The organism is uncultured Fibrobacter sp. (genome assembly GCF_947305105.1).
Classification (GTDB): Bacteria; Fibrobacterota; Fibrobacteria; order Fibrobacterales; family Fibrobacteraceae; genus Fibrobacter.
Map to the genome: position 1 here is coordinate 70,716 of NZ_CAMZCS010000011.1, position 25,653 is coordinate 96,368.

General features: G+C 52.3%; 21 protein-coding genes. 8 read left to right on the forward strand and 13 right to left on the reverse strand.

The genetic code is table 11. The annotated features are described in order from the left end of the window. Positions 1 to 5: 5 nt before the first annotated feature. The gene (locus Q0Y46_RS07245; protein WP_295681408.1) at positions 6 to 1,538 is read right to left on the reverse strand and encodes a DUF1538 domain-containing protein; all 1,533 of its coding nucleotides are present in this window, start codon (positions 1,536 to 1,538) and stop codon (positions 6 to 8) included. Between the two features lie 67 nt (positions 1,539 to 1,605). On the opposite strand from Q0Y46_RS07245, the gene Q0Y46_RS07250 reads away from it, so the two are divergent. From Q0Y46_RS07250 to Q0Y46_RS07260, 3 genes are read left to right on the forward strand one after another with little or no spacing between them, the layout of a single operon-like run. Further along, a complete protein-coding gene (locus Q0Y46_RS07250; protein WP_297946192.1) occupies positions 1,606 to 2,151 on the forward strand; it encodes a sigma-70 family RNA polymerase sigma factor in 546 nt (181 codons plus the stop codon). Beyond that, entirely contained in the window at positions 2,144 to 2,515 is a 372-nt protein-coding gene (locus Q0Y46_RS07255) for a hypothetical protein (protein ID WP_295681413.1), read from the forward strand. The genes Q0Y46_RS07250 and Q0Y46_RS07255 overlap by 8 nt, the downstream gene beginning before the upstream one ends. A gap of 4 nt (positions 2,516 to 2,519) precedes the next feature. Continuing rightward, positions 2,520 to 3,146 carry a Spy/CpxP family protein refolding chaperone gene (locus Q0Y46_RS07260; RefSeq protein WP_297946194.1) on the forward strand — a complete coding sequence of 209 codons (627 nt, stop codon included), beginning with the start codon at positions 2,520 to 2,522 and terminating at the stop codon, positions 3,144 to 3,146. A 35-nt stretch (positions 3,147 to 3,181) separates the two neighbouring features. Here Q0Y46_RS07260 and Q0Y46_RS07265 read toward each other — a convergent pair whose 3' ends face one another. Beyond that, on the reverse strand, positions 3,182 to 3,694 hold the full coding sequence (locus Q0Y46_RS07265) for a DNA-deoxyinosine glycosylase (RefSeq protein WP_297946197.1): 513 nt from the start codon (positions 3,692 to 3,694) through the stop codon (positions 3,182 to 3,184). Positions 3,695 to 3,703: 9 nt separating this feature from the next. Beyond that, positions 3,704 to 4,261 (reverse strand): HD domain-containing protein, encoded by a 558-nt coding sequence (locus Q0Y46_RS07270; RefSeq protein WP_297946200.1) that lies wholly within the window; start codon positions 4,259 to 4,261, stop codon positions 3,704 to 3,706. Positions 4,262 to 4,650: 389 nt separating this feature from the next. On the opposite strand from Q0Y46_RS07270, the gene pgi reads away from it, so the two are divergent. From pgi to Q0Y46_RS07285, 3 genes are all read left to right on the forward strand, one after another. Continuing rightward, positions 4,651 to 6,315 carry a glucose-6-phosphate isomerase gene (pgi, locus tag Q0Y46_RS07275; protein ID WP_295681427.1) on the forward strand — a complete coding sequence of 555 codons (1,665 nt, stop codon included), beginning with the start codon at positions 4,651 to 4,653 and terminating at the stop codon, positions 6,313 to 6,315. A 326-nt stretch (positions 6,316 to 6,641) separates the two neighbouring features. Further along, a complete protein-coding gene (locus Q0Y46_RS07280) occupies positions 6,642 to 6,749 on the forward strand; it encodes a DUF4423 domain-containing protein (RefSeq protein ID WP_297946205.1) in 108 nt (35 codons plus the stop codon). 276 nt (positions 6,750 to 7,025) lie between these two features. Continuing rightward, positions 7,026 to 7,436 (forward strand): hypothetical protein, encoded by a 411-nt coding sequence (locus Q0Y46_RS07285; RefSeq protein WP_295681433.1) that lies wholly within the window; start codon positions 7,026 to 7,028, stop codon positions 7,434 to 7,436. 131 nt (positions 7,437 to 7,567) lie between these two features. On the opposite strand, the gene Q0Y46_RS07290 is transcribed toward Q0Y46_RS07285, so the two are convergent. The 3 genes from Q0Y46_RS07290 to Q0Y46_RS07300 all read right to left on the reverse strand — a co-directional run bounded on the left by Q0Y46_RS07290 (position 7,568) and on the right by Q0Y46_RS07300 (position 11,015). Next, on the reverse strand, positions 7,568 to 8,407 hold the full coding sequence (locus Q0Y46_RS07290; RefSeq protein WP_297946208.1) for a BatD family protein: 840 nt from the start codon (positions 8,405 to 8,407) through the stop codon (positions 7,568 to 7,570). Positions 8,408 to 8,480: 73 nt separating this feature from the next. Beyond that, the gene (locus tag Q0Y46_RS07295) at positions 8,481 to 9,911 is read right to left on the reverse strand and encodes a glycosyl hydrolase family 8 (protein ID WP_297946211.1); all 1,431 of its coding nucleotides are present in this window, start codon (positions 9,909 to 9,911) and stop codon (positions 8,481 to 8,483) included. Between the two features lie 168 nt (positions 9,912 to 10,079). Next, a complete protein-coding gene (locus tag Q0Y46_RS07300) occupies positions 10,080 to 11,015 on the reverse strand; it encodes a T9SS type A sorting domain-containing protein (protein WP_295681441.1) in 936 nt (311 codons plus the stop codon). 401 nt (positions 11,016 to 11,416) lie between these two features. Here Q0Y46_RS07300 and Q0Y46_RS07305 point away from each other — a divergent pair, with 401 nt between their 5' ends. Continuing rightward, positions 11,417 to 13,666: a cellulase family glycosylhydrolase gene (locus Q0Y46_RS07305; RefSeq protein WP_297946214.1), complete on the forward strand. Its 2,250-nt coding sequence runs from the start codon at positions 11,417 to 11,419 to the stop codon at positions 13,664 to 13,666. A gap of 168 nt (positions 13,667 to 13,834) precedes the next feature. Here Q0Y46_RS07305 and Q0Y46_RS07310 read toward each other — a convergent pair whose 3' ends face one another. From Q0Y46_RS07310 to Q0Y46_RS07335, 6 genes are read right to left on the reverse strand one after another with little or no spacing between them, the layout of a single operon-like run. Continuing rightward, complete coding sequence (locus Q0Y46_RS07310) at positions 13,835 to 14,893, reverse strand: glycoside hydrolase family 18 protein (protein ID WP_295681446.1); 1,059 nt, start codon at positions 14,891 to 14,893, stop codon at positions 13,835 to 13,837. 17 nt (positions 14,894 to 14,910) lie between these two features. Continuing rightward, positions 14,911 to 15,813 (reverse strand): hypothetical protein, encoded by a 903-nt coding sequence (locus tag Q0Y46_RS07315; RefSeq protein ID WP_295681448.1) that lies wholly within the window; start codon positions 15,811 to 15,813, stop codon positions 14,911 to 14,913. Positions 15,814 to 15,825: 12 nt separating this feature from the next. Next, the gene (locus Q0Y46_RS07320; protein ID WP_295681449.1) at positions 15,826 to 17,991 is read right to left on the reverse strand and encodes a hypothetical protein; all 2,166 of its coding nucleotides are present in this window, start codon (positions 17,989 to 17,991) and stop codon (positions 15,826 to 15,828) included. A 15-nt stretch (positions 17,992 to 18,006) separates the two neighbouring features. Next, positions 18,007 to 20,259 carry a hypothetical protein gene (locus tag Q0Y46_RS07325; RefSeq protein WP_297946218.1) on the reverse strand — a complete coding sequence of 751 codons (2,253 nt, stop codon included), beginning with the start codon at positions 20,257 to 20,259 and terminating at the stop codon, positions 18,007 to 18,009. A 15-nt stretch (positions 20,260 to 20,274) separates the two neighbouring features. Next, positions 20,275 to 22,533, reverse strand: a complete 2,259-nt coding sequence (locus tag Q0Y46_RS07330; RefSeq protein ID WP_295681454.1) for a hypothetical protein — start codon at positions 22,531 to 22,533, stop codon at positions 20,275 to 20,277. A 9-nt stretch (positions 22,534 to 22,542) separates the two neighbouring features. Next, complete coding sequence (locus Q0Y46_RS07335; protein ID WP_295681456.1) at positions 22,543 to 23,286, reverse strand: carbohydrate binding domain-containing protein; 744 nt, start codon at positions 23,284 to 23,286, stop codon at positions 22,543 to 22,545. A gap of 229 nt (positions 23,287 to 23,515) precedes the next feature. On the opposite strand from Q0Y46_RS07335, the gene Q0Y46_RS07340 reads away from it, so the two are divergent. After that, a complete protein-coding gene (locus tag Q0Y46_RS07340) occupies positions 23,516 to 24,679 on the forward strand; it encodes a cellulase family glycosylhydrolase (protein WP_297946221.1) in 1,164 nt (387 codons plus the stop codon). An 18-nt stretch (positions 24,680 to 24,697) separates the two neighbouring features. Here the strand turns inward: Q0Y46_RS07340 and lpxA are convergent, their stop codons facing one another. Further along, positions 24,698 to 25,465, reverse strand: a complete 768-nt coding sequence (lpxA, locus tag Q0Y46_RS07345; protein WP_295681461.1) for an acyl-ACP--UDP-N-acetylglucosamine O-acyltransferase — start codon at positions 25,463 to 25,465, stop codon at positions 24,698 to 24,700. Between the last annotated feature and the right edge of the window lie 188 nt (positions 25,466 to 25,653).

Here is a 25,653-nt window from a genome sequence, read left to right on the forward strand (position 1 = left end):
TGCCTCTACATAAAGTCAATGATCTGCTCGTCGTCGGCATCCTGGATGCGGCGCATCATCATGCGGTTGCGGAGCGCCCTGGAGAATGTCGCCCTGAATCCCAGCACCTGGATGGTTATAAGGGGGGTCATCGCCACCATGGCGACAATCCCGAACGCATAATTCAATACCGAATCGCCCCCGTCGCGCAGCTCGGCGCAGGCGCCAATGGCGAGTGGCAAAATAAAGCTCGAAGTCAAGGGCCCGCTCGCGACTCCACCGGAGTCAAATGCGATAGCCGTATAGAGTTTGGGAACAAAGAACGAAAGCCCAAGCGAAATGAAGTAGCCGGGAATCAGGTAATAAATGATAGGGAACCCGACAATGATGCGAATCATCGAAAGCCCAATCGAAATACCCACACCCACAGAAAGCGCAATCAGCATCGACCGCTTGGTCACAAGTCCGCCCGTAATATCCTCGACCTGCTTGTTGAGCACGTGAACCGCAGGCTCCGCAAGCACCACCACCATGCCAAGGACAAATCCCGCCACCACGAGAGCACGCGGCATGTTGCCTAGCTGCTTGCCCAGTTCAAAACCGATAGGCATGAACCCTACCGCAACTGCCGTCAAAAACACAACGAGGCCAACAAAAGTGTAGACAATGCCAAAGGACATCTGCGCCAGTTTAGTCTTGGAAACCCTGAGAATAGAAATCTGGAGCAGCATAAAGAATATCACAATCAACCCGAGCGCAACCGAAACTTCTTTCACGACACCGAAAATCGTGGGCCCGAAATTTTCCCCCAAAGAGGCTTCGATAGAATACGCCGATTCCGAAAGTTGGTAAGTCAGGTCCCCTTTCGAAAGAATCACAAGCCCCATGAGCGCAATAATCGGGCCAACAGAGCAAAGCGCAATCAAACCGAAACTGTTTTCGTTCGCATTCTTGCCGCCAATAGCGCCAGCCACACCCACGCCGAGCGCCATAATGAAGGGCACCGTGATAGGCCCGGTCGTCACGCCACCAGAATCGAACGCGAGCGGCACAAACATATCCTTGCCAAAGGTCACCATGAGCATGCCGAACATGAACAGCGCAAGGTAGAAGAAGATGATAATAGTCGAGAGGTCCTTCTTGAAGACAATCTTCACGATAGACAACACCAGGAATATCCCGACACCGATACCGATTGTGGCAATCAAAAGCGTCGGTTCCACGGCATTTTTCACCTGTTCCGCAAGCACCGAGAGATCTGGTTCCGCCACCGTAATAAGCACGCCCATCACAAAGCACACCGAAACGAGCAGCATCAACCTACGCGACTTGGCAAGGCCGGAACCCACATGCTCGCCCATCGGGGTCATGGCAAGGTCGGCCCCCAGGTTAAAAAGCCCGATGCCCCCTACCAAAAAAACGGCGCAAATGGCAAAAACAATCAGCTGTTTGGGCGAAAAAGAGACAAGAGGGGTAAACGACACCGCAAGCACAATCAGCGTGACGGGCAAAACCGAGGCAAAAGCCTCTTTCAACTTATCCCAGAAGATTTTGAACATCCAAGGGGAATATAGTAATTTTTATATAATGCAACCGATGCTCTTTGGTATGCATCAAAAGGGTACTATGGACGAAAAAGTGATACTTCAACATCTCAAGGACGGCAGCCGCGAAGCGCTCTCCCTGCTCTGGCAGGGGCACAGTTCGAACGTGCTGAACCTCGCCTTCCGCATGCTGAAGGACCGCGACCAGGCCGAAGACATCCTCATGGACGTGTTCGTGCAGGTGCCCAAGGCAGTTCAAGGTTTCCGGGGGGATTCGGCTCTCGGGACCTGGCTCTACCGCCTCACGGTCAACGCCTGCCTCATGAAGTTGCGCTCACAAAAGCGCCACCGCGAGCTTGAGGATGAAAAGCTGGATACCATTGTCGAAGAAGTTATTGGCAAGGGGGACCTGCAAAACGGGGACATCGACACCGAACTTCTGGAAAAGGGCCTCGCACAGCTGCCGGCAGAAACGCGCAGTATGCTCTGGCTCAAGGATGCCGAGGACCTCGACGTGAAGGACCTCGCCTCGATTTACAAGATGCCCGAGGGCACTGTCAAGGCACGGCTCAGCCGCGCAAGGCATTTAGTGAGGGACTATTTGAAGGAGCGTAAGAATCATGGCTGACAAAATCGACTTCTCGAAGCTCGAAAGGCTTACCCCCAGGGAAGATTCCTGGGCCAAGGTCTGCGCCCGTCTGGACGCAGAATCAAGCGCTGCACCTGCAAAGGGCAAAATCATCAGCATCAAGAGCTGGTACAGTGCCATCCCGATTGCCGCAAGCATCGCCCTCGTTGCCCTCACGGCAATCCTCCCCGCATTTACAGATAACATAAACAACGAAGAAATTCAATCCACCGAATACGTATCTATCAGTGATTCTGCGCCCTCCGAAGTTCTGAGCTGGTATTCCAACTTGGGTAACTCGGCAAGCGACGAGTTCGAAACGCTCGAAGAAACGGTCGGCTTCAGCTATTTAATAAAGGAGTAAAAATATGAAAGGAGCAAAACTCTTCACCGCAAGCCTTGCCGTGCTTGCCTTGGCCCTGGGGTTCTTCCTGGGGAACGTCTGCGGCAAATGCAGCATGTGCTGTAACAAGAGCGAAATGACCTGCTGCAAAAAAATGGAAGGCCCGTGCCCGCGCCATGGCATGATGCCGCCCCCAGGCGGCCCGCACCATCCGGGAGAATTCAAGGAGAACGGCCCCCACGGTGACTTCAAGGGTCATAAATTCAAGCACAAGATGGATCCCGCCGTCATCGACTCCATGCTGGAAGTGACACCGGAACAGAAGACTGCACTTGACGCAAGCCGAGCCAAGGGAGACTCCATCTTCAAGGAACTCCGCAAGAACAAGCACGAAGCTGAAAAGGCCCTAGGACAGGCCCTCGAGAACAACGACCCGAACGCCATAGAAGTCGCAAAGGCACAAGTTCTCGAAGCCGACAAGGCTCTCCTTGAACACCGCATCAACGGAGTTGCCGCCCTTTCGAAAATCCTCTCGAAGGAACAGCTCGACAAGTTCAACCAGTTCCGCAAAGAACAGATGAAACAGTTCAAGGAACTCAAGAAAAACGGACGGCCCGGCCCGCAGGGCAACCCGCCACCTCCACAGCCCTAAAGCAATTTTCCAGCAAGCCTGAATTTACCGGACGCTTACCCGTCCGGTAAAATTATTTTATACGCATCCACCAACTTATCGAAAGGGACTGCACAATTTGCAGGCGATGTCGAAGGGAGCTTGACAGCATCGATTCCGACATCCTTCGCGCAGAATTTCTGGTACAGTTTATAGGCTGTCGCTCCGGTGCAGAAAATGCGCGTCACCTGGGAAAACTTCACCAATTCACCAATTCGGTTGGGGACGGCATCTTCGATGCTCGTGTCGCTCGCCCCCACGATTGTACAGCTTTCCAAAACATCCCACAACGCCACATGATGTTTTTTGAGCATGGCCTTCTTTTGCGGGATTGTGCCGGGAACTGCCTCGCCAAGGACCTGCGCGAGCACCTTCCAAAAACGGTTTTGCGGATGCCCGTAATAAAAACCGACCTCACGGGACTTGGGCGAGGGAATCGAGCCCAACAGCAACACACGGGAATGGCGGTCAAAAACCGCAGGGAACTCGTGCGTAACGAGAGTACGAGCATTTTTTTCGGAGCGTTTCAACGTATCGCCTTAAAAGACCTTGTCAATGGTCTCGACGAATTCTTTGTAGGCGAAAGTGGCCTTCAGGCTGCCGAGTGCACGGGCCAGCCCGCGGAAATGCCACTCGTGCGATGCAGCATCCTTGACACAGAACAAATCCCACACTTTATCGCCTATCGCCTGGTAATCGCGATAGATGGCGCGGATATTGCTCAACTTGTCTGCAAGGGCCACGATTTTCACTTCGTTCGTTGCCAAAGTCAGACGTTCAATCGCTTCTTCCTTGCGCAGCCTCCAACTATCTTCGCGGCTCTTGCCCTCGAATACGATATCGGACTGCGCCTCGACCAGTTCTGCAATGCGCTTGCCAAACTCGCGCTCAACATCCTTGAGCGTCACCGCCGTATCTTCGACAGTGTCGTGCAATGCCGCCGCGGCCAGGAGTTCCTGGTCGTTTGTCATGGTAGCGGCAATCGAGACGGCCTCCATCGGGTGAACGATATACGGGAAGCCCTTCCCCTTGCGTTCAGCCCCTTGGTGCGCCTTCACCGCAAAAACAATCGCCTTGTCAAGAATAGAAGTGTCCATGGTTTAAATGTATAAAAAAAAGTTGGAAGTAGGAAGTAGACAGTAGGCAGTAGGCAGTGGTTAGTGGTTGGTGGTTAGGAGGCTATGGTACTTTAACACTAACCACTTTATAGATATGAATCGAAGCAAAAACCCTTTTGAGCAGTCAGCAATGAGAAGTAAAACTACAGAAACTATACCTCATTCCTCAGAGTGCGAAGCACGACCTCACCGCTCACTGCTCATGGCTCGAGCCTCACACCTCATTGCACATCGCTCACCGCTCTTAAAGCTGTATTATTTCTTTGCTTTTTAGAGTTTTTATCCTTCCTACATCCTACTTCCCCGCTTCTACTTTTTCTAAATTTAGCACCGCAACAAATACCCGCGCTTGCGGAAAGGATTAATCTATGTCGAAACTGACTGATTCTCAGGAATGGAAGGCCCTTGAGGCCCATGCCGAAGTCGCCAAGACCTGGCACATGAAGGAACTCTTCGCGAAGGACCCGGCCCGTGCCGAGAAGTTCAGCCTGGAAGCCTGTGGCCTCTTCCTGGACTACTCCAAGAACATCATCACGGACGAGACCATGGCCAAGCTCCAGGACCTCCTGAAGTTCTCCGGTTTCGAAGACATGCGTGCGAAGTTCTTCGGCGGCGAAAAGATTAACACCACCGAAAAGCGCGCCGTGCTCCACACCGCTCTGCGTTACAAGGGCAGCGACGCCATCTGCGTCGACGGCAAGGACGTGATGCCCGAAGTCCGTGCGGTTCTCAAGCACATGGAAGACTTTACCCACCTCGTCCGCAGCGGCAAGTGGAAGGGCCACACCGGCAAGGCCATCAAGTACGTGGTGAACATCGGTATCGGCGGTTCCGACCTCGGTCCGGTGATGGTCACCGAAGCTTTGAAGCCGTATGCCGACAAGCCGATCGCCGGCGAAACCTCTCCAGAAGTCTACTTCGTTTCTAACATCGACGGCACGCACATGGCCGAGACGCTCAAGAAGGTGAACATCGAAGAAACGCTCTTCATCGTCGCTTCCAAGACGTTCACGACTCTTGAGACCATGACGAACGCCGAAACCGCAAAGGCCGCCGTCCTCAAGGCCTTCAATGGCGACGAGAAGTCCATCGCGAAGCACTTCGTGGCGCTCTCCACCAACACCGAAGCCGTTGCCGCCTTCGGTATCGATACTGCCAACATGTTCGAATTCTGGAACTGGGTCGGCGGCCGCTACTCCCTGTGGTCTGCTATCGGCCTCTCCATCGCGCTCCGCATCGGTTTCGAGAACTACATGAAGCTCCACCAGGGCGCCTACGAAATGGATCAGCACTTCAAGACCGCTCCGGCCGACAAGAACATGCCTGTCATCCTCGCCCTCATCGGCGTGTGGTACAACAACTTCTTCGGCGCTTCCAGCTACGCGATGCTCCCGTACGACCAGTACCTGCACCGCCTGGCCGCCTACTTCCAGCAGGCCGACATGGAATCGAACGGCAAGACTGTCGACCGCGAAAGCAAGCGCGTGAACTACCAGACCGGCCCGATCCTCTGGGGCGAACCGGGTACGAACGGCCAGCACGCCTTCTACCAGCTGATCCACCAGGGCACCAAGATGATTCCTTGCGACTTCATCGCCCCGGCCAACAGCCACAACAAGGTCGGCGACCATCACCAGAAGCTGCTCTCCAACTTCTTTGCCCAGCCCGAAGCCTTGATGAACGGCAAGACGCTCGCCCAGGCCCAGGAAGAACTCCGCAAGGATGGCAAGAGCGAAGAAGAAATCGCATTCCTCGCTCCGCACAAGGTGTTCGAAGGCAACAAGCCGACCAACTCCATCATGATGGACTACGTTTCTCCGGAAACGCTCGGCGCCCTCATCGCCATGTACGAACACAAGATCTTCACCCAGGGCGTTATCTGGAACATCAACAGCTACGACCAGTGGGGTGTTGAACTCGGCAAGCAGCTCGCGAAGAAGATTCTTCCGGAACTGGCCAAGGCCGACGCCGAACTGAGCCACGACAGCTCCACCAACGGGCTCATCAAGTGGTTCAAGGCACATCAGAAGTAAGCAGAGCTTACTTCTGAGCCATGAGGCATGAGGCCGGTCGCTTCGCTCCCTTTGAGGTATGAGTGAAGGAGCCTGGCTTTAGAAAGGGCTGCGACTTTGAGGTCGCGGCCTTTTTTATACAAACTATCAAAGGCAATACATGACCGCGAATGGCCGTATATGACAAGCGGCGTGTCATATAGAAAATTTTTTATAAAAGACATCAACTTTTTTAAATAAATTTCAAATTTTTCATTGCGCCCGAATACAAGGTGCGCGTGGTGGACAAGGAAGCCGTCGAGTATTTTGACAGCTGGAAAAATCCGGTGGTTTGAGAATTAGCTCCGATGATGCCCGGCGCCACTCCGAGTAAAATGGCCAAGAGTTGTTGCAACGAAATTTCTGCGGCCGAAATCAGCGCATCGCTCGAGTTCTTGACAAAAGCTGGATTTTAAAAAAAACAAAAAGACGGTTCTTACAGCCAAACCGAAAAGAATGTTACCGCATCTCGTCAAATGAATCGTTGGATTCCTTGACGCGTACACAAAATATGAAACAAAATTGGATAATCAATTTGACGCCTCAATCGATGCCACAAATGAATTTTTTGACAAATTAGATTCCTTGAAAGCAACGGAATCTGGAGCCCGCTAGAAAGCACACAAAAAATAGTACGCACAATAAAGTGTGCAAGCGAAAACCATTATACTCCGGACGAATATAATGAATTCTTGCAGGAATTAGGCATTGAAGACGAAACGGATTCGGCTGATGGCGGAGCTTCGTATATTGAATTTGTACATCCTGTCAACGAATGGAACGGGCTTAACACTAGTGATTCTGCATTTATTATAACGGGCATGGATCCTAAAATGAACATTCTTGCAATGAACGTCTATTTTAAGAAAAACAAAATGCAACGCGAACCCTATGTGAACTTCGGTTTCTGGCTGGCCGGAGAAGATGGCCATGGAGGGCATGACGTTGCCGACCTCACGAAAAAAGAGGGTATATGTTTAGATTTTGACGTTCAAAATCAAATCGTTTCCATTCAGCTCGACATGGGCGATTCGTTGAACGCGATAGTCAACGGGGATCTGTTTGCAGCAGAATTTTCCATTGATGACTTTAAGGATTTATAGAGCCAAAGATTGAAGGCGTTGACCAGATGGGACTTGCGTTCGGCAGTATCTCTTACATAAAACCTTAATTTGTTAAAGTGGTAATAAGCGCAAGGCCGCAACCTTTGTTGGTTGCGGCCTTTCTGTATTTTTTATTCCTCTTTTACACCCATGAGCCGTATGGCGGCTTTCCATGTTTCGAGATTCTGGAACCCGTCGCGCTGGCCGCCGCCGTAGCGGGCGTGTGCGAACTCTTCCACAAGGGTTTCCCAGCCTTCGAGTTTGCCGTCCTTCACGAGGGTTTCCAAGTTCACGTCGGCTGCGGCAAGGCCCAGTTTTTCTTGGGCGTATTCCTTGCAGGCGCCTTCCAGTTCCAAAAGCCATGCGCGGCTGTCGGCAACGTTCACTCGCTGTTTCAGCACGTCCATACGCTCGCGGAGGGAACGCTCGGCCGCACTTTTCGCCGCCTCTGCGGCCCGTGCCGCCGCGCGACGCCGGGTACGCCACAGGCCGGCCAAAAGCACGCAAACAGCGACTGCCGCGCCCACGGCCAGCGGCAGAGGGTTAAAGGGAGCCTCTACGCGCACGGGCACGGATTCGCTGCGCAAGTCTATCGAGGAGCCCAGTGCCGTAGGGATTTCAAAACGGAGCGCAGGGATATTCAGGTTTCCCGTGTCCTGCACCATCAACTTATAGGTGAACGTAATCGAGGCAATCTCGGCGCCGTCCTTCACGGACCGCGCCGATTCCTGCGACATGCCGAGCTGGGTCAAGCCCTTGGCCGTCGCAGAACTCACGGGAACTACGAGCAGGGAGCTCCCCTGCACGCTCCAGCTCACCGTTACCTGGTAGTCGAACGTGTCGCCCACGGTCAATTCGGGCACGGGGCTTGACGAAACCGAAATGCCCAGCTGCTCCGGCGACGGGAGCACCTGTTCTGGCGTAGAGGAATCTACCTCGGCGCCATTTTCGATCAAAGAATCACTTTCCATATGCCTAGAATATACAAAAAGACCGTCGGAAAACCCCAACGGTCAAAAAACATTGTGTATTATGCACTAAAAACTAGAACGGTTTCACGAACATGCCGTTCAACAGCTGGCTGTACATCACCAAAAGAATGTCGGTGAAGTAACTGGAGGTCGAGTTGGTCAATTGCCTTGCATTGAGTTCCGTTGTACAATTAGACAACCATGTAGCATTACCCGCAATACCCGTCGAGCACCAGGCGCCCAGCCACATTCCAGCAACCACGTTCATTGTCTTGTCGGCACCTAGGCTCAAGTTCCATGAATAGTTTGTACCCAGAGCGGAGCTCTTTACATCTCCAGAAGATTTTTCCACAATAAAGTTATTGAGTTTGTTCAGCACGGTCGCCGCACGGGGATCCTGATACCAATAGTAGTCCCATGCGATACGCCACGGAATGCGAACGCTTTCCTTGTTGAACTGGTAATAAGTATTCGTGGAAGAGCCGTTCGGAGCTTCGACAGCAACGCCAGCAGCATTGCTCCAGTCCGGGAACACACCGGTTCCACCATCCTGCACCTTGGCCATGTAGGTGTACATGGCATCCAGAACGCCATTCCAATCGTGGGAAGGATCAATCAGGGCAAAAAGGCGAAGCGCCACCGGAGAGAAATAACTCAGATTGTATATAATCTGGCCCGAGCCCTTCCCGTTCCACATCGGTGTATTACCCGACATAATGAGTTTGGAAGTCGGCTCGATTTCTTCTTTCCAGAGATCGTTGATAATGGCCAAAGCGTCAGTCTTATAGACTTCAAGATTAGACTTGTAGTACATCAAGATAAGCGCTGTCGCAATATCCAGGTCGGCATCTGTGGCGCTAGCGTCGTCAACAATGTTGTACGTGAAGCTTTCTACAATCCACGGCATAAGGTTAGTGGAACCATTGTATTTCCTGATAGCGCGATTGTAATTCCAGAGACGAAGGAACGTTTCGGTATCGTTGTGGAAATACGAAAGAAGCAAACCGTAGCCAATGCCTTCCGAAACGGTGCAAGCACGATATCTCATTTCGGAGACTGCCGCGTCGTTAACAGAGCACTGCTTTTTATATCCACCGCTTGATTGAGCGGCCCATACCACGCGGCTTGCGGGAAGGTAATCGGCCTTGAAGACTTCACTGAAATCGCCCGCAAGAGACGGATAAGTAGCCATTTCCGTTTCCATAGCTGCGACATGGGCAAGTTTCCAGCTTTCATACAAAAGAACTGGCTTGGTCAAATCGGCCGTTGGTGCGAGAGCCGCATAATTACCCGATGGTGCCGGCGGAGTGATATTCGTCGATGAAGTAGGCAAAGGATCTACGCCAGTGGACATTCCCGGTACAGCGAACGGATCCGCCGAAGAAGTCGGAGACGGCGGCATAACAGGATTGTTATCAGCGTGATCGGATTTTTCGTCACCGCAAGCAACCATCCCTACAAGAGATGCGCAAAGCAGCGAGAACATTATTTTTTTAGCGAACATACGGGACCTCGTTTTCCCTAAAATATACATTTAAAACGTTTTTCCAGACACTTTGTAATGGAAAAACACTCTTAAGCGTGACCCAACGCACCCCGGGTAAAAAACGCCCCTAAAAAGGGACAAAAAAAGGGAGCCGCACCGGCGACTCCCCCTTTCAATCTTTGACAATTACTTCAGGACAATCTTGTTGCTGAAGTCAACAGCCTTGCCAGAAACACGGACCATATAGACACCGGCATCGATGGAGGAGAGGTCGAGCGAAGAAGCGCCCTTGACCATGCCCTTCACGACAACGCGACCCTGGAGGTTGATAACCTCGACGGAAGCGTCAGAAGAAATGCCGGAGAAGGAGAGCGTACGGCCGGAAACCAGAGCCTTCACACCAGCAGAAGCGGCGCGGAAAGACTTGATTGCGCTCGGCGTACAACCACTACCGAGAGGACCAATCTGCATGATGTTGAAGTCACCTTCAGAACCGTCCTTAGCCTGGACCTTGAACTTGAGGGCAACGAGCTGGGTAGCGGCGGTAGGACCATCGATCTTGTCGCCCTTGCCCCAACCAGCCTGAGCAAAGTCTTCCCACGGAATGTCCTTCATGGTACCATCGCTGCTCTTCGGCAGCTTGACAACCGGGTTATCGTATTCGAGAGCCTTGTCGACAGCGTCGCCAAGACCAAGTTCGAGCACCGGAGCCAGCGTGGAAGAATAGGCGATACAGACGCCACCCCAAGCGGAAGCATTACCGGCCGCCGGAGTTCTGTCGGAAGCAGAAGATTCACCGACGATGTTGAAGCCGATACCGACGAACGGATCGTACTTCAAGGCAGCACCGGAAAGAACAATGTGGCCGCAAATACCGTGGCAGTATTCAACGATCGGCTGCAGGGAGTTCGTGTCGTATTCGGTACCCTTCTGGACAGGCCACACGACCTTGGAAAGGCCCTGGTCAGCGGAGTCGTTGTAATCGAACCAATAGCCACCCGTTTCGGTGCTGTTGTCAAGTTCCGTATTAACCTTTTCAGTGTCACCTTCCCACTTAACGAAGCCGAATGCAGCAGTCGAAGCAAGAGCTATTGCTGTTAGAAGTTGTATTTTCTTATTCATAATTCTCTCTCTTTGTTAAAAGTGATAGCCCCGCTATGGGGCCAGTTTTGGCGCTAATATATTCTATTTAAATAAAAAAAGCACTAAAAATCCGTTTTTTTAGCAAATATTTACAATTCTGCCTGATTTTCGGCCATTTTGTAATTTGGAACACTTTTTTTTGTCAAAAAGAAAACGACCCCCACCAACGACAATGTGCGGGAAATCACCTCGTCACAAAAATAACATATTTTATGGGTCTCCACTAGCGCCGAAGCGGGCAAACGAATCTATTTTCATAGCTGGTGGTTACGGGTAAATCGGTTAAAACGTTTACGACCGTAACCATTTTTTTTCTAATATAGGGTATGCGATTGGGCTCAGGTAACGTTATTTTGAAATAGCAAAACAGGAATAAAACTATGAATATAAAAAACGTCCTTCTATGTCTGGCGATGTTTATCACGACGCCCGTTCTTGCGGGTGCGCTAGATGCTTCGCCCAAACGCGTAGGCCCCGTATCTTATTATGGAGCCCTCCATACTAGCGGGAACAAGATCATAGGCGCAAAGAACAACGAGCAGGCAATGCTCCGCGGCATGAGCCTATTCTGGTCCGACGGTACCGGCCAGCCCTACTACAACAAGAACGTTGTCGCCTGGGCCGCAGAAAACCTCAAAATCGACGTTATCCGTTTTGCCCTCGGCATCCAGTACTACGATAGCGACGGAGGCACAAAGAACCCCCTTGCAACGGAAAGTTCCTACAAGGGTTCCCCGGACAGCTACCTGAGCCTGATCGACAACATGGTCGCCGCCGCCATCGAAAGCGACATTTACATTATCATTGACTGGCACAGCCACCGCGCCCATACAGAAACCTCGCTCGCGAAGACATTCTTCGAGACCGTTTCCAAGAAGTACAAGGACGTGCCGAACATCATCTACGAAATCTACAACGAACCGGTCGACGGAAGTGGCGGTAACTGGAGCGCCGTCAAGGGCTACGCCAACACGATTTGCCCTGCCATCCGCGCCAACACGCAGAACCTGATTATTGTCGGGACTCCGACCTGGTCGCAGAATCCGCAACAAGGCGCAAACGACCCTGTGAATTCCACGAACATCGCCTACGTATTGCACTTCTATGCAGCGAGCCATTCCAAGGGAGCCTACAGCGGCAGGATTGACCAGACTCTGAATGCCGGCTACCCGGTGTTCGTCAGCGAATGGGGCACGACCGGGGCCTCCGGAGACGGAAGCCCGAGCGCTGGCGCCACAACCGAATGGACAAACTACATGGACCAGAAGCAAATCCCGAACTGCAACTGGAGCCTGCGCCAGCAGACAAGTTCCATTGACAAGAAGAGCGAGCAGTCCGCCATGTTCGCAGGCGATGCCGTATTGAACAACTTCAATGCCCTGTCCGGCGCAAGCTACACGACCTCTGGAAGCATCGTCAAGGAATACCTCACGAAGAACGGTCGCAACTGGGCCGATTCGCTCGTCAAGGGCAAGAACACAGGCAGCTGCGCATTCAAGAGCGTCTCTGCCAAGCAAACTGAAACGCAGATTACCAACGCACTGAAGTCCGGCTGCACCTACACGTCCAGCAACGAGGCCGTCGTGTCCGTTTCCGGTTCGACACTCGATATCCATGATTACGGCTTTGCCATCCTCACAGGCAACGACGGTTCCGAATCCGTCGTGAGTATCACGCAGGTTGCCGGGCAGTCCATCCCCGGGTTCTCCGACGGAGCGTGCGACTATGTCGGCAACTGCAGCAACACGCAAGGCTCCAGCCAAGGGTTGGACTACGACGAAGACGGCAAAAAGGAATACTTGCTGACCACGAACGACGCAACCATTGAAGGGGCCAAGTTCACCCTCAAATCTCTGAACCCGGAAATCATAAACGTCAAGAGCGCGACCTGCAAAATCGCCTCCTGCTCGGGAACCATGTACAACAACAAGGTGTGGATGTTCGAAATGAACAGCATGGGCGAAGCAAAAATCGTCGCCACAGCTCCTGCCGTAGCCGGCTACAGGGCCATGCAAGACACGATTACCTTCAGGTACACCAAGGCCCGCAACAGGATAACCGCCAAATTCAAGGACGCAACCATCGCTTTGGGTGGAACCGCCGAAAAAGCCGTCCCCGATACATCCTTGATGGGCTCCAAGATTACCTACACCTTTGACGGCGAGCCGACATCGAAATACCTGTCACGTAGCGGAGCCAATTTGGTCGCAGGAGACCAGAATGCAATCGTTACGGTTACGGCAAATGTCGAAGAATCCGAATACTTCTTGCCTCTGGTCGCATCTGTAACGATTACCGTCGGGGATGCCGCCGCCGCGGTCAACCTGGCCGAACACGAGGCATTCTTGAACAAGAACAAGGAAGAAGAAGACGCCATCCGGCCGATCGTAGCAACAAGCCGTGGACTAAACATCTGGTCGACCGGTTCCAAGCTTTCGTTCAGCACCGAGAGGGCCGGGCTTGTCAAACTGGACATCTACGATGCCATCGGCAACCGCGTAAAGAGCCAGTCTAGCCGCTATTCCGTCGGAACCCACTCCATCGGCCTGCAAGACCTGTCTAGCGGATCCTACGTGGCTATCGTGCGCCAAGGAAGCCGTACGGCAAAGCTCCGCTGGAACAAGCAGTAAAGTGAATAAGAAAACTCAAAAAGGAACCTCGCCGGCCGTTGCTGGTGAGGTTTTATTTATGCCAACCATTCATTTCGGGGGCTTAAATTTCGGGCGTTTCAATGAATAAAGAAATCCGTCCTGACAGCAGGACGGATTTCTGTACTCAAACCGATTTGGTTGAACGAACTACTTTTTCTTCGCAGCCTTGTAGTTGACGTTCGGGCGGAGCTGCAGGCCAATGGTCACGAGGAGCGAAACAATCGGTTCGTGATGGTCTTGGTCGAGCTCGTACACGGCCACGCCGCTGAAGCCCTCGTTCTTGACATCTTCGGCAACAGCCTTCACAGAGGGAATCCCCATGAAAACAATCGCTTCGGAAGCGCTGACAGCCAGTTCCGACTTGGATTCTTCGTCAAAAGTGACCTTGTAGTCGGGTTCGTCGAACTTGCCCATCAGTTCGTTGTAGCCGAGGTAACCTTCGTTACCGCTACCGAAGCCCTGGTGGGAAGAACCGTAACCCGTAGCGCCGACAAAGGACTTGCCGTACAGGTAAATCACGGGGAGAAGCTTGTCCTTCTCGATACCCATGTCGCTTACCATGGAAAGCATCTCGTGAATCTTGGTGGCGCCCTGGTTCGGGACGAGTTCAGAAGATTCTTCCGTCATCTGGTCGGGCATGAACACGTCGATGTAGGAAAGCTTGTTCATCGTCTCGGCAGAATAGGCTTCCTGCGCCATGTACGGGTACATGGACGAGGCGACAATCATGCCGGGCATGTCGCTCACCAGCGCATTGACCAGCTTGGAATAGTCTTCGGCATCTTCGGCAGTGATGTTCTGCCAGTCAAGTTCAATACCGTCGCCGCCGTTCGTGGATAGCCAACTCTTGATGTTGGAGACGAACGTCGGAAGGAGTTCCTCGGAAGAGGCGATGGCCTTCAGGTTACCTTCGGCTTCGGCACCCCCGACAGAGACGACCAGTTTCACTCCGTTTTCCTTGGTGAACTTGGCCAAGTCCTTGAAGTTTACAGCATCGTTTTCGTCAACGAAGGCAAGCGAACCGTCTTCGCCCGGCATCAGGGACACATAATGAACATGCGTCACCATGTTGTACCGGATATCCTTCGGATAGAACTGGGAATACTGGCTCCAATACGGGAAGTATCCGACTACCTTGTCGGCGGCAGCCTGTGCCGATACGGCACATCCCAAAGCTAACGCCAAAGCAACTACTTTCAAATTCATATAAATACCTCGCCTACTTAAATTTCACGGGCTACGCCGTCGTCATCGCAGTACAGTTTAGTTGCGGGATAATTGACCGGATTGTAGACCGGGTCAACTGCTTTATGGGATTTTTCCTCCGCACTGCAACGGCGGTAAGCCCATCCGTGGCTACGACCAAATGCAAGGAACTGGCGGGCTGCGGCTTCCAAGTCGGACTCAAAAGCGTTCAACACATCAATATCCTTTGACACTCCATAAAGGTTGTAGGGCAAAATATATACCAGCGACAAAGAATCAAGGCCCGGCGGAGTTATCTTCACATAGACCGAATCTCTGGTGCCCACTTTTTCCGTCTTGGTCAACTTGTTATTGACTTTCGTCGTTACGTTGTCCACCTCGATCTTCGACACCTCGGTTGCTGCCGTATCCAGTTTGCCAAAGATTTCGCAAATCAATCCGGTGGTATCCAGAACAAGGCTATCCACATAGATTAGCTGGGACCCAGTCGTCGCTCCTGCAGAATCCAACGTATCCAAGGTAACACGCACAACCTTGTTGATATCGATAGGCGTTACAATGGTATCCTGTTTTTCGATCCAAACGGAATCCCATTTTTCCTCGGAATATGCAGCATATCTCGGGCTGACAAAGAACCTATGAACAGAAGCCGTATCGCGAACAAAGGCAAGCGAATCTTCGGTCACCTTGGCGGCATAAGCCTCAGCACTCATAGAAGACTTATACACGTCGTTTTCTGCACTGACATAGTTGAGTATTTGCAAGGTCAACAACACTGGATGGAGTTCCAGGTAGACCTTGGCATCAAAATCGCTAGGATAGTTCTCTGCCACAGCCTCAACATCGTTGATTTCCATGGAAGAGCATGCGGTAAGAGCCGCAATTGCAATTGCCGTCAAGCCTTGGTATAATCTTTTCATTTTCAAGACTCCTTAGAAATTAACCGTTACATCGGCGGATGCGACAATCTTGCCCACAGAAAGTTTAGACTGTTGCATGGCACCGTTCACGTCCATAGCTTTATAGGTGATTTCGTTCTTAAGATAGCCACCCTGCAAATCCAGATAGGATGCAGGAGCAATTTTCACACGGATGCCTTCGAGAGTGAGCATTTCCTTGGTATCCATCACATAAGCAAGTCCGTCGGCAATAGCATAACCCGTTTCGCCGAATTCCTTGTTGAACATCTGCACACTTCCCAAGAAGGAAATGGGGCCATACACATCCACCGTGAAGCCGCCCATAATGCGGTCCGCCTTGCGGTTGTAGTTTGCGCTTTCTTCGGAATGGTCGTAAGAGCCCTGAATGAGAATCTTGCGGTCCATCGAAAGGAGCTGGCCGGCATCAAAGCCAAGACCGGCAGCATAGCGGGTGTACTTGTTTTCTTCGATAACGATGCTCGGCGTGCCCGCAGCATCGATGCTTATCTTGGAACTGTGCGGCTGGGTCAACATGTCAAAACGTGCATTGAACGTGAGAATGTCGTTCCAGTTCACGTCAAGAGAAGTCTTGACACCCTTGCGGTCCGGAGTCACATCGCCATACGGCATCGCGAGGCTGACCGTAGGATCGAGGGCGAACATGTCCGAACTGATTTCGCTACGCTTCAAGATACTCGCCGAATAGCCGTTGCGATAGAAATGACCGTCTTTATAGTTGTTGTAAAGGCGAGAATAGAGGTATTCGCTTTCGTCTTTTGCGGAAAGAGCACTGGAAGAGTGCGATGTAATCAAGTTCGTCGCATTCAAGGTCACGGCATTGTAGACATTGAAATAGAGGTTTTCCAAGCTGGAGGAACCGAAATTCGCAACAATCATGCTATCGCCGACGCTCTTGTACAAGGCGTTCGCATTCAGCACGACAGCACCACCGCGATAAGACGGGGTCGCAGCCATCTCGGACCAGAACTTTTCATCCGTCTGCAAATAGCGGACCTTCAAATTGTATTCGACATTGGCAGCTTCTCCACGGATAAAGGGTTCCACGTAGAAGCTCTTGCCATCATCGTCAGCGTACTTTTCAGAGAAGATAAAATTGGAATCCTGATCCAGAGGCTTGTAGTAGACAAAGGAGTCTGCCGGAACCTTGGGATCCTGACCGGACGCCAAAACGTACGTTCTCACCTTCTTCGACGACTGGTAATCGCGATCCATACGCCAGTTTGACATAGCGTATTCGCCATCAAAGCCGAACTCCAACGGCAGCGACGGCATCAAAGGCTTGCTCGCAAAACCTAACTCGGCCGAAATAACTCGATCGAATTCATAGTATGTCGTATCGTATTTATCCAAAGTGTGCGCACGAGTCGTCAGCTTGCGGTCGGCAACATTATAGATGTCGCCACCGAGATGAACGCCCATGAGATCCACTCCAAGACGGGAAGCGAAGAGATAGCGGTCCGAGAAGTCGAAATCAAAGAAGACCTGATCGCTCTTCTTGGAGATGTTGCGCAAGCGAGCGCCAGTAATCTGCATGGCCACATTGTCCACGGCACCAATCTTGCCGCTGTTGTATTCGGCATTCAAGCCGTGCAGCAAGCGCCTGTCCGTCGTATCCAGGTTGCGGCGAGCCAGAGCTTCGACCCTGTGGGACGCAAGGATCTCCGGTTCCTGCAACAGATCGGGTTGCGGAGTGCTAATGGTAAGCGGAGAATATCCGACACGCATATAACCGAGATTGAAGCTCAGATGCTTGTTGAGGATAAGTCCGTCGTACGAGAACCAGTGACCGATAACCGGATTGTTGTTCACATCGTAAGCGCTCTGCCAGTCCTTATGCAAACGCATACGGACGTCGATATGTGTTTCGGCACTCGGATTTGCTCCGAATTTCAAGTCGACATCGGTGAAAGCCTGGTTTTCTTGCGTCGCGGATTCATCGGAGAAATTGTCTGATTCAGCAATGGAAGTTAGCCCCCCAGCCTTCGCCGTACCGTTAACTCTCAGGCCGAGAACGGCATCATTCAAGGAATCCAAAGTTTCGAGCAAAGACTTCTGCTGGGAAACGATGGAATCCTGATTCTCTGCCAGAGCGAAATCGGCCGAGAACATAAAGGAGGAAATCAGCGCGATTGTTTTGATTTTCATATTGAAGTTCATCTTAGTTACCTCCCATTAAAATTCCACATTAATGGAAGCTTCAAAAATCATCTGGGTAAACTCATGAGTAAACGTCGCAGGGTTCGCATCCGCCTCAACATAGTAGTAAGCAGGCATGTTCATAGACTTATCCTTGGATTCCGTATAGGAGTAATTGCCATCTTCTCCCACCTTGTAGGTTCCCAGAGCAGCACCACCTAAGGCCAAGCTATATTTGTTGCTGACCATAATCTGGCCTACATTAACCGCAAGCCAGGCATGTTCTTCCATGGCATAGTCCAAGCCGACCATCCATTGTTTCTGAGTTCCCTTAAGAATCGGGGTCTTCTTCCTGTCGACATTGGGGAAGGAGAGGTTCGCATCAAGCTTCGCCTGCTGGTCGTTGATTTCCGAATTGATCATCTGGAAGCCGGCCGTGAAACCTAAGCGAGGCAAGTACTGCAAGTAGAGCCCGGCATTGATGAAGTCGCTTTTGAATTCCGCAGTCCCTGCGGTTCCAATAATAGCGGGATCGTAATCAACAGAACGTTGGGAATGCTTGTAAGAACCGGAAATTTCAAGCGGGCGCTGGAAACCGGCAGTCTTGAAGATGTCCCACTTGGCACCGCCGCCATATTCCATGTAATTCGCTTCTTTAAAGCCAGACAAAGCCTTGACCTGGTTGAAGGTACTGAACATACCCTGAAGTTCGGCAAGATCCTTCCAATTTGTGGTCAAGACCGTTCGACCACCCATGCGGTTTGCCGTAGCAAGGCCGTTCGGCAAAGAAAGCTGGATGTTCGGGTCTGCAAACTTCTCGAGCAAAGCGAGCTGAGCGTGCGTATAGACGTTCGTCGTCCAGGAGTTCTTGTTGTACGGGGCGATGTTGTAGCTTTCCGTCTGGCCGCCCGCCGTCTTCTTGTCGTCCGTACCCAAGGTCACAGCCACGGGAGCGAATTTCGGGGAGAAGTTGTAGAGAGCGTCGAAGGTGCTGTACAGCGGAGCATTCACGCCGAAGCGCACCTGGTTGGTATCTACGTCGGAATTGAGAATTCTCTGAGCGAAGAAGTTGGAGGACTGGGCCAAGTTGTTGTACCAGTTACTGTCGTTGCGGATAAAGTCAACGGCAAGGACCACGCCAAAACTGTTTTGAACCTTGTAGCCGAGGTTCGCCGTCACAAGGATGGCCTTTCCATTTTCTGTTTCTTCTGCAGTATTGATAGCTCCAGTGGCAAGATCAATGCTCTTGATTTTGTCCACCTTGTCCATCGACATGGCACCTTCACCTACGAAGTCGGCCACCAAAGTCTTGGAACCGATGAGCCCGGCGACATCCGCACCCAAACGGCCACTCACGACGAACGTGTTCTGCGCCGCAGTGTCGAACGGATTGACGTCACCGCGTTCGTAGGGACTTCCGATGTCATATTCCAGGTCCTCATCAGTCCCATGCCTGTAGACATTGTGCGCATAAGTATTCTTGTTGTCAAAGATGTACATCGGCGTTGCGCCAATGTAAAGGTTTTTGTTCAGCGGAAGAAGTTCAAGGTTACCAGCAGCGAGCCACTTGTCCATGTTGGACGCCTGCGTTGCACCGGCAAAGAATCCATTCGGCATGATGTTGCCCTCGGCACCGCTGAAGTCCAGGACGGAAGTGCGGTTCACGCGAGCGAACAGCGCCTCGGCGCGAAATTCACCGGCGGCCTCGCCCAAGTTCGCACGGAACTGGAGGTTCGCACCCTGCAAGTTACGCTGGTTGCCTTCGAGCATCTGTTCCTTCTGCGCCATGTGACGCTTGCGGGCAAACACCGTCGGTTCGTACATGATGTCGATACCCGGCAAGAAGAGTGTCAACGGAGAATACTGCTGGCGGAAGTCACCCACAATCCAGTAGAACGAGTTACCGACGTTCCCTTCGACGTTAATCCAGGCCACGGTCAGCGTTTTTGCAGCCGATGCGAAATATTCCTGCATGCCGCCGCCAAGGCGAAGCATCACGTTGGCGCGGACTTCCTCGTAAGGACGGAAGCCGAAATTAATATCGGCCGTGACGAACTCGTTGCGTTCCTCAGTCGGCATCTTGATTGCATCCGCCTGATTCTGCTTCGTATCGAACGACGAACGCTGAGCTACAGCGCGAATGGCACCGCCGATTTCAAATCCACGCTTGGCATTTGCCGTGTCGGCCTTGCTTTCCAGCAAATCCTTATTTGCATTGACCGGGTTAGCCAAGGCAGCCACCGAAGCGGCAAGAAGAGTGAACAAAGTTCTTTTCATTTTCATATTCATCTTTAGCACCCTCCGTTAGAACCACGCCTTTGTTTCGGCGGAAATGTAATGGGAATGCCAATCGTTTATAGAAACTGTCTCGTCGGAATGGGTCATATACTTGTAACGGACATGCAGACCGACACGGTCGGCGAAGTCCCAGTCGAAGCCGAGGCCCAAAGCCGTTTCCCTGTAGTTGATAGGAGCTTTCTTGTACAAGTAGATATTCACTTGAGATTTGTAAGCGGATTGGTTATCCACAGTACAAGAGGTCGGATCGGCCCAGTAAGCATATCCAGAGCGGAACGTTTCAAGACCAAGGATACCCACCATGTGGAACTTGGTGGTAATGGCGACAGTCGGTTCGAACTGCCCATAGAAGGAACTTATCAACATGTCGAAGCTCTTTTCGTTCACAGCGAGCGGAGCGAAGGAGGTTGACACACCCGAGAGGGCAATCAAAGCAGTCATCATGATATTGCGGTCGGTTCCGAACCAATGGCCGATATCGTAACCGCCCATGAACGAGAAGTAGGAATCCCACTTGGCATGCATAGGAACTTGCCCATCCAGAATCTGTTCGGCATTCTCGTAGGCAACGAAGGATTCCCAAAGTTCCCAGGTTCCACCGTACAAGCCACCACGCTGGCGGTACTGCTTGAGACCATCGTCGGAATTCATCTGGACACCGGCGCGATTGATATAACCGGCACCGTTGAAGTTACCGGAGTCGGCGACAAACAACGGCTTGTGCTTCGTCCAGGAGTTCGAGCTTTCCCACATGTTGCGGCCGTTCAAACGGTAGTTGAACACGATCACGTCTTGGCCGGCTTCGATCTGGCGATGCTGGCCGTACTGCAAGTCAAAGTAGCCGCGATTGAACGTCGGTTCCAACTTGAGGTTGATACCTGCCAAATTGGGAGAATAGCGGAGAGAGCCTCCATTCAGGTAAGCTTCGTCCTTGCGCCATCCCGGGAAGCGGGACGGGTTCGTAATAGCGTAGGGCGAATAGAAGTCCTTGCCGAAATAAGCGGCTTCCACAGTAATCGGCCAGCCCTCGATGTGCTTGCTCTGAGCCTTCACGTATACGCCCACCTGAGGTTTCCCCGTCTTTTCAAACGCAGCATTATGGGCATTCGCAGAGTAACCGGAGTTCGGGTCATCCGGTTTATAAGTTCTATTCTGCCCGGAGCGGTAAAACACCGTTGAGTCCGTGACATTCACAGCCACATCAGCCATCATGAAAAGCTTCTGGGAGACGTTTCCCTTGATATCGATAGAAGCGACATGGTTATCGAGAAGCAGCGGGGCACCATAATCAGAAGCAAGCCATTCTCTGCTGAAATCCGGTTCGTAAACCGTTCCTTCGTCATAGATGACGCCCAAATAGTTGAGACCCAAGGTAAGATTGTCTGCAATCTTTTCCTTGGCGATACGACCATGATAGACACTTCCGCGCAAGTCGTAGCTACCGATCATTTCAAGTTCGCCCGGCTGGCCACCGTACATACGCAAACCGTCACGGGTCGCCATGTCGGCATCCATCGGCTGGGACACGAGGAACTGGGCCTTCATGTTCGCGGGCAGCTGGTACACATTGCCGAAGACACCACCGAACGAGCGGTTAGTCCAGAATGCGCGGCCACCTTCCTTAACCGGCTTGAACGACTTTTCCTTGTAATAGGTACTGACAGTCTTTTCGTCTTCGTAGAGTTCGTACTGCCAAGAGAAGCGAGCCATGGTTTCACGTTCCCACATGGTAAGCGGGGAGGCATTCGCCCAAATGACACCGCCCGCCGTGACGTAGGCGCCAAAGACACCGGCACGGATATCCACGCCCACATTGAATTCTTCGTTAAGCGTAGAGGTGTAGTAGTCCGACGAGTGGTCGTAGAGGACGCGTTCGTCGTTAGACGGCGCATTCGTCGGGTTTTTCGCCAAGGTGTTCGTGTACGTACCGGTCATGTCGAACGGGAACGACAGGTTCGTGAACAACGTGATGTAGGAATTCGGCATGGCGACCACGTTCACGTTGAGTGTCGCGTCCACAGCCGTCCTGGCACGGTCATCTCGGACCCAGGGGCTCGGCTCGCTATACTGGAAATTCTTCAAGCGGAAAGCCATGTAACCGGAAACCGCAAGCGGCAGGTCGTCTTTGCCCAGCAACGTGGATTCCATGTTGTTGGACATCGTGTCCAAAGCCGCATGAAGGGAATCGAGCTGCAACTGCGGGGGAAGCGCCCACGCCGCGCCGAGGCAAGAAGCAAGTAAAATACTAGAAACTGGTTTGCGCATAAAATCCTCTTAAATCTCGTTGCGGAACGGATAGTAGGCCGGGCCTTCGTACGGCTTGCCATGCTTCTTGATTACGATATCGTCTATCCAGACCTTGAAGGATTCGTTTTCATCCTTGCGGACTTCGAGACGGAAACCCTTGAACTTGTCCCAGGCGAACGGGAGCATCACTTCGCGCGTGTTCTTGGCATCCCAGTAAACACCGGTATTGCCGAACAGCTTCAGCGGGATACTGAAATGCTTCCACTCTGTGGTGATTTCGCCAAGGCTCTTGGAGCGGAGTTTGACCTGCAAGGATTCGCCACCGCTCTTCACACCATCATCCACCAGCACGAACAGGGCGTTTTCGCCGCCCTTGGCACCCTTGATCCAGAATTCAAGGACGCCTTCTTCGAGGTACGGGGTCAGGTCAACGGAACCGGCGATACAGATAGCCACACCGGAATAGTCGCTAGCGATAAGTTCAATTTCCATGGAAAGAGCGCCTTCCATGGCATACTTGTCCGTGAGAACCGGCTCGGGGTTTTCGCGGGGATACTGGTAAGTGTATCCACCACCGCGTGGAATAGCTTCACGCATAACAACCGTGACAACTTCCTTATCGGGACGGAACGGCTTCGCAGGCTTCATCACGAAGCGGGACTGGTCACGGTCGCGATAATCGCTGAACCCGTAACCTGCAAAAGAAGAAGAGGCTAGGACCAGTGCGGCGAGGGCACCCGTCCAGACGGCTTTTTTCAAATTTCCATTCATATAGGTACAAATCTCCATATTCGGATTGGCTACAATATAGCTTGTTTTTCGGGCATTGGATTTCGCAGGACGAAAAAATATGGCGGATTTACAGAAGCGGAAAGCCCCAAATATTGATTTTTGAGGCCTAAACCATGGTTACTTACGTAAACACTTTATTTTGGGGATTTTACCTCGTAACCATTTTAATTTAAGTATTTTTACAAAGGGCCCTAATGGAGGTTTCACTATGAAAAAAAGTTTACTTTTCCTTTTTGCGATTTCCGCCATCGTAAGCATATCGACGAGCCTTATCGCGTGCGACAGCAGCACACCTCCAGCAGCTGCCGTATCGGACCCTGGCGACAATAACACAGGCCGAAAAGTCGTTCCCGTAGATTATTCCAAAGGTCGCGCCATGAACGCACGCCTAGGCAAAGGTATCAACCTCGGGAACTCTTGGGACGGTGATAACCGCAACTGCTTGGACGACTGCTGGAGCAACCCCATCGAAGACGGGGATTTCAAGATAATCAAGGAAGCCGGATTCAACTCCATCCGTCTGCCCGTACGTTGGCAAAGAAATTCCAATTACGAGACACACACAGTCGACCCGGAAATTCTCGCCGGGGTCAAGGAAGACGTTACGCTAGCCATCAACGAAGGGCTGGTCGTGCTCCTCGATTTCCACCATTACGTAGAGCTCAACTCGTTCGGTGGCGGAGCCCATCGCGGCAAGAGCGATACCATCGCCCTGTTCCAGGCCGAAAAGGAGCATTTTGTGCGCCTCTGGTCACAGATTGCAACGGAATTCAACGCATTCCCCGATTCCATGATTGCGTTCGACATTCTCAACGAACCGACAATTCCCAACAAGGACCTGGTCAACGACGTGCTCCTCAGCGCATACGAAGCGATCCGTGCGGCAGCACCCGGAAAGACCATTATGTTCGAATCTTTCCTCGCTGCAAAATTTGCAGAATTAGCCATACTCAAGCTTCCTGCGGACGGAAATATCATCTATAGCGGTCACTACTACGAGCCCTACACGTTCAGCCACCAGGGTCACGGCTACGACTGCAAGGGAGACGCCGCTTACGCGAACAAAGCGGCAAGCGACTTCATGGGTTTCGCCAAGTTGGGCATGCAACTCTATCCGGACGTGAGCGGGACGGATTTCATCCCGATGAACGTGGGCGAATTCGGAATTGCGGGTCAAACCAACTGGAGTTGCGGTAAAGACGCCCCCAGCGACGAAGCAAAGGCCAGATGGGCAAAAGAAACCGTGGCAGCCGCACAGAAATACAACATGTCTTTCCACTACTGGGGATTCACCTATGTCGGCGGATTCGAGGCGTACGATCGCAAAGGCAAGGCGTGGTATCCGGGATTCCCGAATGCGTTGATACAGTAAATTTTTTACCTAGAGGGATCAGGGACGTATCAACGTCCCGGACCAATAATCATCGAAAAAGGTCTGGAACAATGGTTCTGGGCCTTTTTTCAATTCTTCGACCACCTCGGCAATCGGCCGGCCGCTCCGGTACAGTTCGTGATAAGCCCGCGAAAGGGAATCGATACGGGAAGACGGGAATTCGTTTACATATAAACGAAGCGCGTGGAGGTTCAGGCCGCCCCATTTGGGCGGAATGCCGAAAGCCCTGCTGGCCGGCGGCACATCGCGATCCACCTTGAGCGTCCCGCCCACAAACGCGTAGGCCCCGACCTGGTTGCGTTGCTGCACCCCGGTGACACCGCCAAGCGTCGCGTACTCGCCAATGCGGACATGCCCCCCAAGCTGGCAGCCGTTGGATATGACCGCATGAGTCCCAATTTCGCAGTCGTGTCCCACGTGGGCATACGCCATAATCAGCACGCCATCGGCAATGCGGGTGCAACCACCCCCCTGTACCGTCCCTCGGTTGAGCGTACAATATTCGCGAATAATGCAGTTTTCGCCAATTTCAAGGCGAGTGGGTTCCCCGGCATACTTGAGGTCTTGCGGGGGAGCTCCGAGAACGGCACCGTCGTACACATGGGTGTTGGCGGCAATGGAAACCCCGCCGTACACATGCACGCGGCTCTCGAGAATAACTCCCGGGCCGATTTCGGCACCCTCGTCCACCAGGCACCAGGGCCCGACCGAGGCGGACTCGTGGACTTTCGCTAGGGGGTGGACAAATGCGGACGGGTGAAGCATGTGGTAAAGATAGTAATTAGAGGCGATGAGGTCGCTCGCAAGCTCGCTTTGAGGAGTGAGGTCGCGACCTTCAGTCGCTTTGAGGTGTGAGGTAGATAGTGGTTAGTAAACAGTGGTTGGTGGTTAAGGAAAACTTGTCATTCTATATTAAACTTTAAAGAAAACAGCAGAGCGGGTGGATAAAGGCG

Coding starts and splice junctions, on each gene's coding strand:
- Q0Y46_RS07260 (WP_297946194.1), top strand. CDS start 2,520: ATGAAAGGAGCAAAACTCTTCACCGCAAGCCTTGCCGTGCTTGCCTTG.
- Q0Y46_RS07320 (WP_295681449.1), bottom strand. CDS start 17,991: ATGAACTTCAATATGAAAATCAAAACAATCGCGCTGATTTCCTCCTTT.
- Q0Y46_RS07340 (WP_297946221.1), top strand. CDS start 23,516: ATGAAAAAAAGTTTACTTTTCCTTTTTGCGATTTCCGCCATCGTAAGC.
- Q0Y46_RS07330 (WP_295681454.1), bottom strand. CDS start 22,533: ATGCGCAAACCAGTTTCTAGTATTTTACTTGCTTCTTGCCTCGGCGCG.
- Q0Y46_RS07270 (WP_297946200.1), bottom strand. CDS start 4,261: ATGGACACTTCTATTCTTGACAAGGCGATTGTTTTTGCGGTGAAGGCG.
- lpxA (WP_295681461.1), bottom strand. CDS start 25,465: ATGCTTCACCCGTCCGCATTTGTCCACCCCCTAGCGAAAGTCCACGAG.
- Q0Y46_RS07250 (WP_297946192.1), top strand. CDS start 1,606: ATGGACGAAAAAGTGATACTTCAACATCTCAAGGACGGCAGCCGCGAA.
- Q0Y46_RS07290 (WP_297946208.1), bottom strand. CDS start 8,407: ATGGAAAGTGATTCTTTGATCGAAAATGGCGCCGAGGTAGATTCCTCT.
- pgi (WP_295681427.1), top strand. CDS start 4,651: ATGTCGAAACTGACTGATTCTCAGGAATGGAAGGCCCTTGAGGCCCAT.
- Q0Y46_RS07325 (WP_297946218.1), bottom strand. CDS start 20,259: ATGAATATGAAAATGAAAAGAACTTTGTTCACTCTTCTTGCCGCTTCG.
- Q0Y46_RS07255 (WP_295681413.1), top strand. CDS start 2,144: ATGGCTGACAAAATCGACTTCTCGAAGCTCGAAAGGCTTACCCCCAGG.
- Q0Y46_RS07305 (WP_297946214.1), top strand. CDS start 11,417: ATGAATATAAAAAACGTCCTTCTATGTCTGGCGATGTTTATCACGACG.
- Q0Y46_RS07310 (WP_295681446.1), bottom strand. CDS start 14,893: ATGAATTTGAAAGTAGTTGCTTTGGCGTTAGCTTTGGGATGTGCCGTA.
- Q0Y46_RS07300 (WP_295681441.1), bottom strand. CDS start 11,015: ATGAATAAGAAAATACAACTTCTAACAGCAATAGCTCTTGCTTCGACT.
- Q0Y46_RS07280 (WP_297946205.1), top strand. CDS start 6,642: ATGATGCCCGGCGCCACTCCGAGTAAAATGGCCAAGAGTTGTTGCAAC.
- Q0Y46_RS07335 (WP_295681456.1), bottom strand. CDS start 23,286: ATGAATGGAAATTTGAAAAAAGCCGTCTGGACGGGTGCCCTCGCCGCA.
- Q0Y46_RS07245 (WP_295681408.1), bottom strand. CDS start 1,538: ATGTTCAAAATCTTCTGGGATAAGTTGAAAGAGGCTTTTGCCTCGGTT.
- Q0Y46_RS07295 (WP_297946211.1), bottom strand. CDS start 9,911: ATGTTCGCTAAAAAAATAATGTTCTCGCTGCTTTGCGCATCTCTTGTA.
- Q0Y46_RS07315 (WP_295681448.1), bottom strand. CDS start 15,813: ATGAAAAGATTATACCAAGGCTTGACGGCAATTGCAATTGCGGCTCTT.